13 protein-coding genes are annotated in these 12,898 nt (G+C 67.6%); 9 read left to right on the top strand and 4 right to left on the bottom strand.

The features are described from left to right. Positions 1-9 precede the first annotated feature (9 nt). Together ASE90_RS13960 and ASE90_RS13955 are read left to right on the top strand one after the other, a co-directional pair. Positions 10-444: a hypothetical protein gene (locus ASE90_RS13960; protein WP_056001831.1), complete on the top strand. Its 435-nt coding sequence runs from the start codon at positions 10-12 to the stop codon at positions 442-444. A 192-nt stretch (positions 445-636) separates the two neighbouring features. Continuing rightward, positions 637-987: a hypothetical protein gene (locus ASE90_RS13955; RefSeq protein ID WP_056001827.1), complete on the top strand. Its 351-nt coding sequence runs from the start codon at positions 637-639 to the stop codon at positions 985-987. Between the two features lie 319 nt (positions 988-1,306). Here ASE90_RS13955 and ASE90_RS13950 read toward each other — a convergent pair whose 3' ends face one another. Together ASE90_RS13950 and purD are read right to left on the bottom strand one after the other, a co-directional pair. Continuing rightward, positions 1,307-1,975 carry a hypothetical protein gene (locus tag ASE90_RS13950; RefSeq protein WP_056001826.1) on the bottom strand — a complete coding sequence of 223 codons (669 nt, stop codon included), beginning with the start codon at positions 1,973-1,975 and terminating at the stop codon, positions 1,307-1,309. A gap of 3 nt (positions 1,976-1,978) precedes the next feature. Beyond that, positions 1,979-3,247: a phosphoribosylamine--glycine ligase gene (gene purD, locus ASE90_RS13945; protein ID WP_056001823.1), complete on the bottom strand. Its 1,269-nt coding sequence runs from the start codon at positions 3,245-3,247 to the stop codon at positions 1,979-1,981. On the opposite strand from purD, the gene xseA reads away from it, so the two are divergent. Genes xseA through ASE90_RS13920 form a run of 5 tightly spaced genes read left to right on the top strand, consistent with a single transcriptional unit; the run spans position 3,246 to position 7,332 of the window. After that, entirely contained in the window at positions 3,246-4,619 is a 1,374-nt protein-coding gene (gene xseA, locus ASE90_RS13940; protein WP_056001820.1) for an exodeoxyribonuclease VII large subunit, read from the top strand. The genes purD and xseA overlap by 2 nt on opposite strands. Before the next feature lie 15 nt (positions 4,620-4,634). Beyond that, a complete protein-coding gene (locus ASE90_RS13935) occupies positions 4,635-4,832 on the top strand; it encodes a DUF2093 domain-containing protein (protein ID WP_056001818.1) in 198 nt (65 codons plus the stop codon). Further along, a complete protein-coding gene (locus tag ASE90_RS13930; protein ID WP_056001815.1) occupies positions 4,829-5,635 on the top strand; it encodes a M23 family metallopeptidase in 807 nt (268 codons plus the stop codon). Before ASE90_RS13935 ends, ASE90_RS13930 begins: the two co-directional genes overlap by 4 nt. A gap of 57 nt (positions 5,636-5,692) precedes the next feature. Continuing rightward, positions 5,693-6,220 carry a superoxide dismutase family protein gene (locus ASE90_RS13925; protein WP_056001812.1) on the top strand — a complete coding sequence of 176 codons (528 nt, stop codon included), beginning with the start codon at positions 5,693-5,695 and terminating at the stop codon, positions 6,218-6,220. 35 nt (positions 6,221-6,255) lie between these two features. Next, entirely contained in the window at positions 6,256-7,332 is a 1,077-nt protein-coding gene (locus ASE90_RS13920) for a lactonase family protein (protein WP_056001809.1), read from the top strand. Positions 7,333-7,513: 181 nt separating this feature from the next. On the opposite strand, the gene ASE90_RS13915 is transcribed toward ASE90_RS13920, so the two are convergent. Both ASE90_RS13915 and ASE90_RS13910 read right to left on the bottom strand, forming a co-directional pair. Beyond that, the gene (locus tag ASE90_RS13915) at positions 7,514-8,062 is read right to left on the bottom strand and encodes a 5'-methylthioadenosine/S-adenosylhomocysteine nucleosidase (protein ID WP_235531825.1); all 549 of its coding nucleotides are present in this window, start codon (positions 8,060-8,062) and stop codon (positions 7,514-7,516) included. Beyond that, positions 8,025-8,630 (bottom strand): hypothetical protein, encoded by a 606-nt coding sequence (locus ASE90_RS13910; protein ID WP_056001802.1) that lies wholly within the window; start codon positions 8,628-8,630, stop codon positions 8,025-8,027. Before ASE90_RS13910 ends, ASE90_RS13915 begins: the two co-directional genes overlap by 38 nt. A gap of 496 nt (positions 8,631-9,126) precedes the next feature. Here ASE90_RS13910 and acnA point away from each other — a divergent pair, with 496 nt between their 5' ends. Both acnA and ASE90_RS13900 read left to right on the top strand, forming a co-directional pair. Further along, complete coding sequence (gene acnA, locus ASE90_RS13905) at positions 9,127-11,802, top strand: aconitate hydratase AcnA (RefSeq protein ID WP_056002331.1); 2,676 nt, start codon at positions 9,127-9,129, stop codon at positions 11,800-11,802. Positions 11,803-11,887: 85 nt separating this feature from the next. Further along, complete coding sequence (locus ASE90_RS13900) at positions 11,888-12,892, top strand: glycosyltransferase (protein WP_056001800.1); 1,005 nt, start codon at positions 11,888-11,890, stop codon at positions 12,890-12,892. Positions 12,893-12,898 lie beyond the last annotated feature (6 nt).

Genomic DNA, 12,898 nt, shown 5'->3' with positions numbered 1-12,898 from the left:
TTGCTCGGCATGTTGATCCCATCGTTCCTGCTGGCTGTGCTCGGCGTTCTGGCGATACTCGATGGTGATGTCATTTTCGGGTTTGTCGGACTGCTCGGCATCGTGGCGTTTGCTACAGCTTGCTCGCTCGTCATTGGCCGTATGCGCCGGAGTCGCAGGATTGAAATCGAGGTGTCGGAAGATGGTCTGTGCTGGCGAGCGTGGAGTGACGACGTCATCGCGTGGCACGAAATTCGCCATGCCGAAGTGCGCCGGCAAGGGCCGATGCGTCACCTTTGTCTCTGGCTGAACCGGGAGCCGGAGTTCCGTAGCCACTTCGCTACGTACGGCGCGGCCAAGTCCAAAACCATGGGCTATGGCGACGTGGCCATCAATACGATCGGCACGGACCGAAGGTTCGACGATCTGGTCGATACCGTCCGACGGTACGTTACCGTTGGCTGACGATAGTGGCATTTTTCGGCTGCGTTCGATCGCAGGCGGAGCGCGATCCGCAACAGGTCTCGCGCCAACGGTCTTTGGCGGTTCACGCCTTTAACAGGCTGCTGGAGCAATAAGTCGTGCAGCGATCCGACCCATGTTGCAATGCAATGTAAAATGTTGCGCTGCGATTGTGTCGGGTGGTAATCATGCTCCATGCAGATTTCTTCGGAATATGCGTCGCTGGTACAGTGGATACGCGACAACACCGACGCGTCGGACGCGGTGTTGCATATCCATGCCGGCATGATCGTGCTGATTCTCGCCCGGCTGGTGACCCGCTATCCGCTGTCGCACCCGGTCCCGTTCATCGTGGTACTGGTCGTTGCGGCGGGGAACGAGGTGCTGAACCGTCTGAACTTCGGATCATGGCGGTGGAGCGACACGACGGTCGATTTCACCTGCTCGGTGTTCTGGCCGGCGATGCTGTTCGTCGTGCTGGCGATGCAGCAGCGGGTCGAGCGACGCCCCGCGCTTCGGGGCATGCCGGCAAACCGACCGTGCTGAAGATAGCCGGCATCACCCTCACCCTTCTGCGGCGCTGCCGCTTCCTCCCTCTCCCATCGGGAGAGGGAAGGGGCCCGCCCGGCCGAGCCGGGTGGGAAGGGTGACGGTAACGCGCTGAGTACTAGTCGCGATCGACCTTCAGTTCGCTAGGCGCAGGAATAGCCTTCGATCCCCGTTCGTCACTCCCGCGCGGGCGGGAGTCCATATACGCCAGCGTCGCGGATCCAGCCAAACACTCGGCGTCTATGGATTCCCGCCTGCGCGGGAATGACGAAATTCCGTGGTTATCGCTGAATGTCGATCGACCCTAATCGCCCCCTCACAACTTCCCGAACACCGCCTCGAACCCGGCGATATCCCCGGCCGCAAGATAGCGCGCCTGTTCGACCCAGCGGTCCTTCGCCATGCGCGGCGCGAACGTGCCCAGCCGCGACGCGACATCGTCCGCCTCGGCCGGCTGCAACCGGGCCAGCGTCGCGATATCGGGGATGCCCTGTTCGACCAGCATCGCCGCGACCTTCGGACCCAGCCCCTTCAACCGGGTCAGATCGGACCCGGCCGGCGCGGCGGGCACCACCGGCGCGGCGGTTTCGACGAACGGCGCACGCGCCGGCTCGGGCGCGGCGACCGGCGGTTCCACGGGGATTGCGGTCGGTTCCTGCACGACCGGCGCAGCGGGCTCCTCCACGACCGGTGCGACCGGTTCGATCAGTATGGGCGCTGGCGGTTCGACCCGCGCCGGCTCGCTCGGCGCGATCGTTTCCGCCGGCCGGTCGGGATCGGCCGCCGGCACGTCGCCGGTCCGCTCCAGATGCCCGGCATCCTCCAGCTCACGCGTCGCCGAGCGCCGCTCGCGCGCCAGTTTCATTCCATAGCCGATGCCGATGATGACCAGCACCGCCAGCAGCGCGATGATGACGAAATGCACCGTGGTCAGCGCGCCCAGAAAGCCCGGCGATTGCAACGGGGTCGTACCGCTATCCTGCATGCTCTAATCCTGCCCATTCTCACGTGCGACTTCGCGCCAGCCGATGTCGCGGCGGCAAAAACCGGGGAAGTCCAGCGCATCGACGCCGCGATACGCCGCCGCCTGTGCGGTGGTGACGGTCGCCCCGCGCGCGGTGACGGCCAGCACCCGGCCTCCGGCAGTGACAACGCCCGCATCGCCCATCCGGGTTCCCGCGTGGAACACGGTCGTGCCTGCCGCCTCGGCCGCATCGATCCCGCCGATCGGTTTGCCGGTCTCGGGCGTCCCCGGATAGCCGGGCGCGGCCATGACCACCGTCAGCGCGCTGTCGTTCGAAAATACCGGCGCTTCCGCTTCCGCCAGCCGACCCTCGGCCACCGCCAGCAACAGTGGCAACAGATCGCTGTCGAGCCGCGCCATCAGCACCTGACATTCGGGATCGCCGAACCGCGCATTATATTCGATCAGCTTGGGGCCCCGATCGGTCAGCATCAGCCCGGCATAGAGCACCCCCGAATAGGGCGTGCCGCGCGCCGCCATCGCCGCGACGGTCGGCCGGACGATCGTGTCGATCGCCAGTTGCTCCAGCGCGGGCGTCAGTACGGGGGCCGGCGAATAGGCACCCATGCCGCCGGTATTCGGCCCGACATCGCCGTCGCCGACGCGCTTGTGGTCCTGCGCCGATCCGAACGGCATCAGCGACACGCCGTCGGTCAGCACGAACAGGCTGGCTTCCTCGCCGCTCAGAAACTCCTCGATCACCGCCTCGCCGCCGGGCTTGTCGAAGATCGCGGCCAGCGCGTCCTCCGCCTCGGTCCGGTCCATCGCGATCGTCACGCCCTTGCCCGCCGCCAGACCATCGGCCTTGATGACCACCGGCAGCGAGAAGGGGGACAGCGCGGCGATCCCGCTGTCTAGGTCGGTGACGCGGACATAGCCGGCGGTCGGGATATCGGCCTCGCGGCACAGGTCCTTGGTATAGCCCTTCGATCCTTCGAGCTGCGCGGCCGCCGCCGACGGGCCGAAGGTCGCGATGCCCGCCGCCCGCAGATCGTCGGCCAGCCCCGCGACCAGCGGCGCTTCGGGCCCGACCACCACCAGCCTGACCGTCCGTTCGACGCAGAACCGCACCACCGCGGCGTGATCGTTCACGTCCAGCGGCACCAGCGTCGCGTGGTTGCCGATGCCGGGGTTGCCCGGTGCGGCATAAAGCGTACCTAGGAGCGGCGAACGCGCCAGCTTCCACGCCAGCGCATGTTCGCGCCCACCCGATCCGATCAACAGGACATTCATGGACGATCGCTTCCCCGGTTTTCAGTCGAGCCGGCTCGTAGCCGAGCAACAGCCCGGCGACAACGCCGCGCCCGAAAGCGTGTCCGAACTGGCCGGTCGCCTCAAGCGCATGGTCGAGGGCGAATTCGGCCGCGTCCGCCTGCGCGGTGAGATTTCGGGCTACAAGCGCGCGTCGTCGGGCCATGTCTATCTGTGCCTGAAGGATGATTCGGCGCTGATCGACGGGGTAATGTGGCGTGGCTCGGCGGGCAGCCTGCCGTTCACGCCGCAGGACGGTGTCGAGGTGATCGCCAGCGGCAAGCTGACCACCTATCCCGGCCGCTCGCGCTATCAGATCGTGATCGACCGGATGGAACTGGCCGGTGAAGGCGCGCTGATGGCGCTGCTCGAAAAGCTTAAAGGTAAGCTGGCGGGCGAGGGGCTGTTCGACCCGGCGAAGAAACGCCGCCTGCCGTTCCTGCCGCGCACCATCGGCATCGTCACCTCGCCCACCGGCGCGGTCATCCGCGACATCCTCCACCGGCTGGAGGATCGCTGCCCGACCCATGTCATCGTCTGGCCGGTCAAGGTGCAGGGCGAAGGCTCGGCGGCGGAGATCGCTGCGGCAGTGCAGGGCTTCAGCGCGCTGCCGGAGGACGGACCGGTCCGCCGCCCCGACCTGCTGATCGTCGCACGCGGCGGCGGCTCGATCGAGGATTTGTGGTCGTTCAACGAAGAGATCGTGGTGCGCGCGGTCGCCGCCTCGCCGATCCCGGTCATCTCTGCGGTCGGCCACGAAACCGATACGACGTTGTGCGATCACGCTGCCGATCTGCGCGCGCCGACGCCGACCGCCGCCGCCGAGATCGCGGTACCGGTCCGCGCCGAACTGGCGCACACCATCGCCACGCTGTCGCTGCGCACCCAGCGGATCGTCCGCCGCTATCATGAACGCGGGACCGAGCAGCTGGCGGCGCTGGTCCGCGTCATGCCGCGCCGCGACGCGCTGCTGGGGCCGCAGCGCCAGCGGCTCGACGATGTCGCCGCCCGCCTGTCGCTGGCGCTCGAACGCCGGGTCGCGACCGCGCGCCGCAATCTCGACCGCCATGGCCATGCGCTCAGGCCAGCGATGCTGACCCAGCGGCTGGCGCAGGCCCGCGCGCAGTTCGAGGGGACGGCGCGGATGCTGGCGCAGGTCGATCCCGACAATCTCCTGCAAAAAGGCTATGTCCGCGTCACCGCCCGCGCCACCGGCAAGACGGTGACGTCGGCCGCCGAAGCGCGCGCGGCGGGCGCGCTGCAACTCCACTTCGGCGACGGCGCGCTGGACGCGAAGGTTGAGCGCACCCCTGGCCGCGCCTATGTCTCGCCCGCGCAACCCACCTTGCTGTAGAACCGGACCCGATCGATGCTGACAACCGAAAGCCGCCCCGCCAAGCTGCACTATCTGACGAACAATTTCCGGGTGCTGGTCGATGGCGACTTCGTGACCTGCGCGGTCACCGGCGCGCGTATCCCGCTCGACGAACTGCGCTACTGGAGCGCGGCGCGGCAGGAACCCTATATCGACGCCGAGGCATCGACGAAGGCGATGGCCCCGCAGTGATCGCGTTCGCCGCCACGCTGCTGGTGGCGGTCCAGCCCGCACCCGCGCCCCCGATCATGCTGGCCGGATCGCCGGGGCAGGGGGCGGCGATGACCGGACAGGTTCCGCCCGGCACGACCCTGACCCTGAACGGACAGCCGGTGGCGGTCGCGCCCGACGGCGCGTTCCTGATCGCGTTCGACCGCGACGCCGGCCCCGCCGCCACGCTGGTCGCGACCCTGCCCGATGGCCGCCGGCTGGTCCGCCCCCTGACCATCGCCCCGCGCGCATGGCGGATCGAGCGCCTGACGACCCTGCCGCGCGTGTCGCAGCCCACTCCCGAATTCCAGCGCCGCCGCGCCCCCGAACTGGCGCAGATCGCCGCCGCGCGCGACCGGGTGACCGATGCGCAGGGCTGGCGACAGCGGTTCGTCTGGCCGGTCCGGGGGCGTATCTCCGGCCTGTTCGGAGCGCAGCGTATCTATGCCGGCGAACCCGGCGCCTATCATTCGGGCGTCGACGTTGCCCGCCCGTCCGGCACGCCCGTCGCCGCGCCCGCCGACGGTGTCGTCATCCTCGCCGCCGCTACGCCCTTCACTCTCGAAGGCAATTTGCTGATGATCGACCACGGCATGGGATTGAACAGCGCGTTCCTGCACCTGTCGCGCATCGACGTGGCGGTCGGCGACCGGGTCACGCAGGGGCAGGTCGTCGGGGCGATCGGCGCGACCGGCCGCGCCACCGGCCCGCATCTCCACTGGGGCATGAAGTGGCACGATGCGCGCATCGACCCGCTGCTGCTCGCCGGACCGATGCCTCAGTAAAGGAACCGCCGGGCGCTCCCGATCATTGCGTCCCCGAGATTACAGGGAATTCCGATCATGCTGCGTGCCACCATCCTGACCGCCGTCGCCGCCGCCGCGCTTGCCGGCTGCACCACCACCACCGCCGGATCGGGCAGCGCCGCCGGGCGCAGCGCCACCGCGCCGCTCCGCACCGCAGCCGGTGCCGATGTCGGCACCGTCACCGCCACGCAGACCGCGAACGGCATCCAGATCCGCGTCGACGCGCGCGGCATGCCCGCCGGTGTCCATGGTGCGCACGTCCACACCATCGGCCGCTGCGATGCGCCCGACTTCACCACCGCCGGCGGTCACTGGAACCCGACGTCGAAGCAGCACGGCACCAGCAATCCCGCCGGTCCACATGCCGGCGACGCGCCCAACCTGACGATCGGTGCAGATGGCACCGGATCGGTCACCGTCGAGCTGCCCGCCGGCACGATGGACGGTCTGCTCGACGTCGATGGCGCGGCCTTCGTCATCCACGCCAATGCCGACGACTACAAGACCGATCCGTCGGGCAATTCGGGCGGGCGCATCGCCTGTGGCGTGTTCGCCCCCGCCTGATTGCGCGCACGTCCAGCCACGGGCATAGCGTCGGGATGATCACCCGACGCACGCTCTTGGCCGGCATGGCCGCCACCGCCACGCTCGCCGCCGTCCCCGTCCGGGCGGCCGGGCGTGGGCCGGACCTGATCGCCGGCACCTATGCCAGGCCGGGCGGAAAAGGCCTGTACGCGCTCCCCGCGCGCGGCACCGGCTGGAGCGTCGGCACCGCCGACACCGCGCTCACCAACATTTCGTTCGGTGTATCGCGCGGCGCGATGCGGTATCTGGTCCGCGAGTCGGCCGCCGGCCGGCTGATCGCCACCGATCATCAGGGCAAGATCTTCGCCGATCTGCCCAGCGGCGGCGACGATCCCTGCCACGTCGCGCTCAACCATCGCGGCAATCTGCTCGCCGTCGCCAATTATTCGTCGGGTACCGTCGCGCTCTACCCGCTCGCCGCCGGCCTGCCGCAGCCGCCGATCGTCCGCCGCCATAGCGGTACCGGCCCGAACAAGGATCGGCAGGGCGCCCCGCACGCCCACTGGGTCGGCTTCACCCCGAACGATCGCTTCTGCCATTCGGTCGACCTCGGCGCGGACACCATCTTCGCCTATCCGCTCGACAGCGGCGAGATCGCCGAGCCGGTGGTGGCATGGCGCGCACCGCCCGGCGCCGGCCCGCGCCATATGGCCTATCACCCGACGCTGACGATGGCCTATGTCGTCACCGAACTGGCCAACACGCTGGTCACGCTGGATGCTCAGGCCGATGGCAGCTTCACCACCCGCGCCACCATTTCGCTGCTCCCGCCCGGCTGGACGGGGCAGTCGCAGGCCGCCCACATCGCCATCGACAGCGCCGGCCGTCGTCTCTTCGCCTCGAACCGCGGCCATAACAGCATCGCGGTGTTCGACCTCGCCGAAGACGGCACCGCGACGCTCGTCCAGCATATCGACTGCGGCGGCGACTGGCCGCGCTTCTTCCTGTTGCTGGAGGAAACCGGCCAGTTGCTGGTCGCCAACGAACGCAGCGGCACCGTGGCGGTGTTCGACGTGACCGTCGACGGCCCGGTACGCCCGACGCCGGCGCGGCTGGCCATTCCCGGCGTGGTGTTTCTCGACAAGGCGTAGGGAAAAGTCGGTTCACGCGAAGGCGCGAAGACGCGGAGGGGTTACGTCCGGGGTGACCGTACCCGCGCCAGCGGCCTCTCGCTCGCTGGCAACGGATAATTCCGTCTCCCGTTCGCGAGCGCTCACCCGGAACGCAACTCCTCCGCGTCTCCGCGCCTTCGCGTGAACCCTGATCTTCCTTCTACCGCAGCAAATCCACCGCCACCGCCAGCCGTTCGTCGAGCACCCCAAGCATCGCCGTCCACCCGCCCAGCGCTTCCAGCTCGCCCGGCCCGTCCGAAACCCCACGCAACCCCATCACCGGCACCCCGAACCGCCCGCAGGCACGCAGCACCGCGAACGTCTCCATATCGACCAACTCGGCATCGATCGCGTCATACGCGTCACCGCCGACGATATCCGCCCCGGTCGACAGCCGCGCCACCGGCCAGTCGAGCGGCGTCGCCAGCGGCAGTTCGGCGGGATGATCGGCAAAGGGCGTCACCCCTTTCGGCACGCCGATCCGCGTCGCATCCATGTCGCGCCACGACACGCTGGCGACCTGCCAGATCGACCCGAGCGGCAACCGCCGCGACCCCGCCGATCCGATCGACACGACCAGATCGGGCAGGTCCGTCATCCCGGCCAGCGCCTGAGTCGTGCCGATCGCCGCCTCGACCGGCCCGACCCCGGTAATGACCGGCACGAAGCGTTCAGCCAGACAGGGTCCATATTCGTGGTCCGTCGCCATGACGAACAGCACGCGCCGTCCCCCGATCCGCGTCACCTGCATCGTTATTCCCCGTCTGTGTCGGTGCCGTGGTGGCGACCGGGGCCGCCGCGGGCAAGGCCTTGCGCGCCGCCTCGGTCTCCATCCGGCGCTTCAACCCGCGGAGATTGGCGAGCAGCATCGCATCGGTCTCTGCCTGCGTCGCACGGTCCCATCCGCCCTTCAACGGCCGGTCCTCCGGGTCCTCCGACCCGGCGGACACGCCGCGCGTCAGCAGCAACCGCAACAGCCCGTCCGAATAGCGCCGCCGATGCCCGACGATCTTGCCGCCATGCCAGACCGGCTCCTCCCACCCCAGCACCGCGCGTTCATAGGCCGCCTGCTCGATCGTCGGCGCGACCTTGGCCAGCGCCCGCCGCCACGCCCGGTCGAACGCCGCCGACCGGTCGCGCATCCGATAAGCGGAGGCCGTCGAAATCTGCGCCCGCGCACAGGCGTCGCGCACCGATCCCGTCTCGCTCAACGCCCGCAGGAACGCCCGCTGCCGCTGCGGCGTCCACCCGTCATGCCGCACCCGATATTCCGCCATCGCCCATCCCCCGAGATTGTGACGGAACGTTAAGGGAACGTCTACGCTGTAGGAAAGGACTATCTCCCCGCGATGGGAGGGAAACCGCTGCGAAAATTCGGCACCCCTCGTCCAGCGTACCCCCGCGCAGGCGGGGGTCCAGGACCAAGCAGAACAACGAGTTGCGTGTGCCGCCCTGGACCCCCGCCTGCGCGGGGGTACGGCGGGGTTCCGTCATAACCTGAGGCGTCCGCCCAGAAACCCTGAAAAGGGAGGGGCCTATTCAAACCCCGCTCTACCCCGACAAAACGGAGATTATCGCTATTGCAAAGCGAAAGCATTTGTGATGGACTAAAAGTCGTCCATCGACCCCCTGTCCGACGGATTCAACCACTTCCCCCGGCTTTATACGGTTGCTAAGGCGCACCGGTACAGCTCGATAACCTCCCGCGGCGGCATGCACGTCGACGGCCTTCGGCCGATCGATCCCGCCCGCGACCAACTGGGAAGGATCCGCATGACCGCAATCGGCCAGGACACGCTCGGCACCCGCGATACGCTCGATGTCGACGGCAAGACCTATTCCTATTATTCGCTGGCAAAGGCGTCGGCAAAGCTCGGCGACGTGTCGCGACTGCCCTTCTCGATGAAGGTGCTGCTCGAAAACATGCTCCGCTTCGAGGACGGCGTGACCGTCACGCCCGAGGACGCGCAGGCGATCGTCGACTGGCAGAAGGATGCCCGGTCGGACCGTGAAATCCAGTATCGCCCGGCGCGCGTGCTGATGCAGGACTTCACCGGCGTTCCCTGCGTGGTCGATCTGGCGGCGATGCGCGATGCGATCACCAAGCTTGGCGGCGACGCGGGCAAGATCAATCCGCAGGTTCCGGTCCACCTCGTGATCGACCACTCGGTCATGGTCGACGAATTCGGCACGCCCAAGGCGGCCGAACAGAATGTCGAGCTGGAATATCAGCGCAACATCGAACGCTATGAATTCCTGAAATGGGGATCGAAGGCGCTCGACAATTTCTCGGTGGTCCCGCCGGGTACCGGCATCTGCCACCAGGTGAACCTCGAATATGTCGCGCAGGCGGTGTGGTCGTCGGAATCGACCGATGGCAGCGGCACGATCGCCTACCCGGACACGCTGGTCGGCACCGACAGCCATACGACGATGGTCAACGGCCTTGGCGTGCTCGGCTGGGGCGTGGGCGGCATCGAGGCGGAAGCGGCGATGCTGGGTCAGCCGGTGTCGATGCTGATTCCCGAAGTCGTCGGCTTCAAGCTGACCGGCAAGCTGGGTGAGGGCATCACCGCCACCGACCTCGTGCTGACCGTCACGCAGATGCTGCGCGCGCGCGGCGTGGTCGGCCGTTTCGTCGAATTCTACGGTCCGGGCCTGTCGTCGATGACGCTGGCCGATCGTGCGACGATCGCCAACATGGCCCCCGAATATGGCGCGACCTGCGGCTTCTTCCCGATCGACGACAAGACGATCGACTATATGCGCCTGACAGCGCGTCCGGCCGAAGTAATCGCGCTGACCGAAGCCTATGCGAAGGCCAACGGCTTCTGGCGCGACGAGAACGCCGTCGATCCGATCTTCACCGACACGCTCGAACTCGACATGTCGTCGGTCGTGCCGTCGCTCGCCGGTCCGAAGCGTCCGCAGGACCGCGTCGAGCTGCCGAACGTCGACGACGTCTTCAATGCCGACCTGACCAACGTGTACAAGAAGGCCGCTGCCGTCCGCACCCCGGTCGAGGGTGCGACCCATGATATCGGCGACGGCGACGTCGTCATCGCCGCGATCACCAGCTGCACCAACACGTCGAATCCGTCGGTGCTGGTCGCCGCCGGCCTCGTCGCGCGCAAGGCGAATGCGCTCGGCCTCAAGCCCAAGCCGTGGGTCAAGACCTCGCTGGCACCGGGTTCGCAGGTCGTGACCGACTATCTCGACAAGGCCGGGCTGACCGCCGATCTGAACGCGGTCGGCTTCAACCTCGTCGGCTATGGCTGCACGACCTGCATCGGCAATTCGGGTCCGCTGGCCGCGCCGATCTCGGCGGCGATCAACGGCAACGACATCGTCGCTGCCTCGGTCCTGTCGGGCAACCGCAACTTCGAAGGCCGCGTGTCGGCCGACGTCCGCGCCAACTTCCTCGCCTCGCCGCCGCTGGTCGTGGCGTACGCGCTGAAGGGGACCGTGACCGAGGATATGGTGTCGACCCCGATCGGGCAGGGCACCGACGGGCAGGACGTGTATCTGAAGGACATCTGGCCGACCAACGAAGAGGTCGCCGACCTGATGGCCGCCAACATCGACGACGGCATGTTCCGGTCGCGCTATGGCAACGTCTATGCCGGCGACAAGCACTGGGCGGGCATTTCGGTCGAGGGGTCGGACACCTACAACTGGCCGACGTCGAGCACCTACATCGCCAATCCGCCCTATTTTGACGGCCTTACGATGACCCCGAACCCGACGTCGGACATCATCGAGGCAAAGCCGCTGGCGATCCTCGGCGATTCGATCACCACCGACCACATCTCGCCCGCCGGCAGCATCAAGGCGGACAGCCCGGCCGGAACTTTCCTGCAAGAACATCAGGTTAGCCGTCGCGACTTCAACAGCTACGGCGCCCGCCGCGGCAACCACGATGTCATGATGCGTGGCACCTTCGCCAACATCCGCATCAAGAACGAAATGGTCCCCGGCGTCGAAGGCGGCATGAGCCGCTATGACGGCGAGGTCATGCCGATCTACGACGCCGCCATGCGCCACAAGGCCGACGGCACACCGCTGGTCGTCATCGCCGGCAAGGAATATGGCACCGGCTCGTCGCGCGACTGGGCGGCAAAGGGCACCAACCTGCTCGGCGTCCGCGCCGTCATCACCGAAAGCTTCGAACGGATCCACCGTTCGAACCTCGTCGGCATGGGCGTCCTGCCGCTGCAGTTCGCCGAAGGCGTGACCCGCCAGACGCTCGGCCTGACCGGCGACGAAACCTTCACGATCCAGGGGGTTGCCGGCATCCGTCCGCGTCAGGACGTCGACGTCATCATGGTCCGCGCCGACGGCACGACCGAGACGTTCCAGACCAAGTGCCGCATCGATACCGTCAACGAACTGGAATATTTCCTGAACGGTGGCATCCTGCAGTACGTGCTGCGCAAGCTGGCCGCGTAAGCGCGCCACTTGACGGCTAGGGCGGGCCGCGTCTCCGACCGGAGGCGCGGCCCGTTTCGTGTGCGGGGGCAGGGGGGGACGGACCATGGCGAGCATCACGGTCATCACGGTGTTCCACAATCGGGCCAGCCGGGTCCGGCCATCGATCGAATCGCTGCTGTCGCAGGATTGCGACGATGTGCGGATCGTCGCCATCGATGACGGTTCGCGCGACGATACGCTGGCCGAACTTCGCGCGCTGTCGGCACCGAACCTGACGGTGATCGCGCAACCGAATACGGGGTTTACCGCAACGATGGCAGCGGCCTGCGCGGCCGCCGACACCGACTTCATCGCCGTCCATGGCGCAGGCGACGAGAGTCTGCCGGGACGGTTGCGCGCGCAACGCGACTTCCTGCTCGCGCATCCCGACGTCGTCGCCGTCGGCTGCGCGATCGAAAATGTCGAGGAGGGCGGCAAGGGGTATGTCGTCCAACCCGCCGCAGCGATCCGCAAGGGACCGATGGTCACCGGGTTCGGGATATCGCACGGCGAGGTCATGTTCCGCCGCTCGGCCTATCTCGCGGCGGGCGGCTATCGCCCGTTCTTCCGGGTGGCGCAGGCAACCGACCTGTTCCGGCGGATGAGCCGGATCGGCGATTTCGGCTATGTCGATCGGCTGTTGTACCGGCGGTTCCTGTTCCGCGACGGCGTCAACGCCTCCGCCCCCAAATTCGCCGAGCATGAACTCTATTCGGCGGTCGGCCACGACGCCTTTGTCGATGCGCTATCGAGCGGGGCTAACGCGGATGTCATCGACCGCCACGGCGTCCTCGCGCCCTATTACATGCCGCGATCCAAGAAGATCGCCGGCGGCCTCGCCCGGGCAGCGGTCGTCCACTGGTTGCAGGGCGACGATCGGACGGCACGGCTTCTCGCCCGCCGATCGCTCGCCGAAAAAATGACGCTGCGCGGCTCGATCGTCGCCACGCAACTGATGCTGTCGAAGATGGGCCTACGCGACGTGATGCAGCGTCTGGCGGTCAAGACCAATCGCGGCCGCAACGAATATGCGCTGTCCCGCTTCTACCGCCCGCCCGCCGGAAAATAGCGCGAT

The sequence above is a fragment of the Sphingomonas sp. Leaf67 genome (assembly GCF_001421965.1).
Lineage (GTDB): Bacteria > Pseudomonadota > Alphaproteobacteria > Sphingomonadales > Sphingomonadaceae > Sphingomonas.
Note: the sequence above shows the minus strand (reverse complement) of the source record. Positions and strands in the feature narration are given on the sequence as shown.

What these genes read in the sequence shown, in the direction of transcription:
- ASE90_RS13960 (WP_056001831.1), top strand. Translation starts at nt 10, where the DNA reads ATGTTGATCCCATCGTTCCTGCTGGCTGTGCTCGGCGTTCTGGCGATA.
- acnA (WP_056002331.1), top strand. Translation starts at nt 9,127, where the DNA reads ATGACCGCAATCGGCCAGGACACGCTCGGCACCCGCGATACGCTCGAT.
- xseA (WP_056001820.1), top strand. Translation starts at nt 3,246, where the DNA reads ATGGACGATCGCTTCCCCGGTTTTCAGTCGAGCCGGCTCGTAGCCGAG.
- ASE90_RS13950 (WP_056001826.1), bottom strand. Translation starts at nt 1,975, where the DNA reads ATGCAGGATAGCGGTACGACCCCGTTGCAATCGCCGGGCTTTCTGGGC.
- ASE90_RS13925 (WP_056001812.1), top strand. Translation starts at nt 5,693, where the DNA reads ATGCTGCGTGCCACCATCCTGACCGCCGTCGCCGCCGCCGCGCTTGCC.
- ASE90_RS13935 (WP_056001818.1), top strand. Translation starts at nt 4,635, where the DNA reads ATGCTGACAACCGAAAGCCGCCCCGCCAAGCTGCACTATCTGACGAAC.
- ASE90_RS13920 (WP_056001809.1), top strand. Translation starts at nt 6,256, where the DNA reads ATGATCACCCGACGCACGCTCTTGGCCGGCATGGCCGCCACCGCCACG.
- purD (WP_056001823.1), bottom strand. Translation starts at nt 3,247, where the DNA reads ATGAATGTCCTGTTGATCGGATCGGGTGGGCGCGAACATGCGCTGGCG.
- ASE90_RS13955 (WP_056001827.1), top strand. Translation starts at nt 637, where the DNA reads ATGCAGATTTCTTCGGAATATGCGTCGCTGGTACAGTGGATACGCGAC.
- ASE90_RS13900 (WP_056001800.1), top strand. Translation starts at nt 11,888, where the DNA reads ATGGCGAGCATCACGGTCATCACGGTGTTCCACAATCGGGCCAGCCGG.
- ASE90_RS13910 (WP_056001802.1), bottom strand. Translation starts at nt 8,630, where the DNA reads ATGGCGGAATATCGGGTGCGGCATGACGGGTGGACGCCGCAGCGGCAG.
- ASE90_RS13915 (WP_235531825.1), bottom strand. Translation starts at nt 8,062, where the DNA reads ATGGCGACGGACCACGAATATGGACCCTGTCTGGCTGAACGCTTCGTG.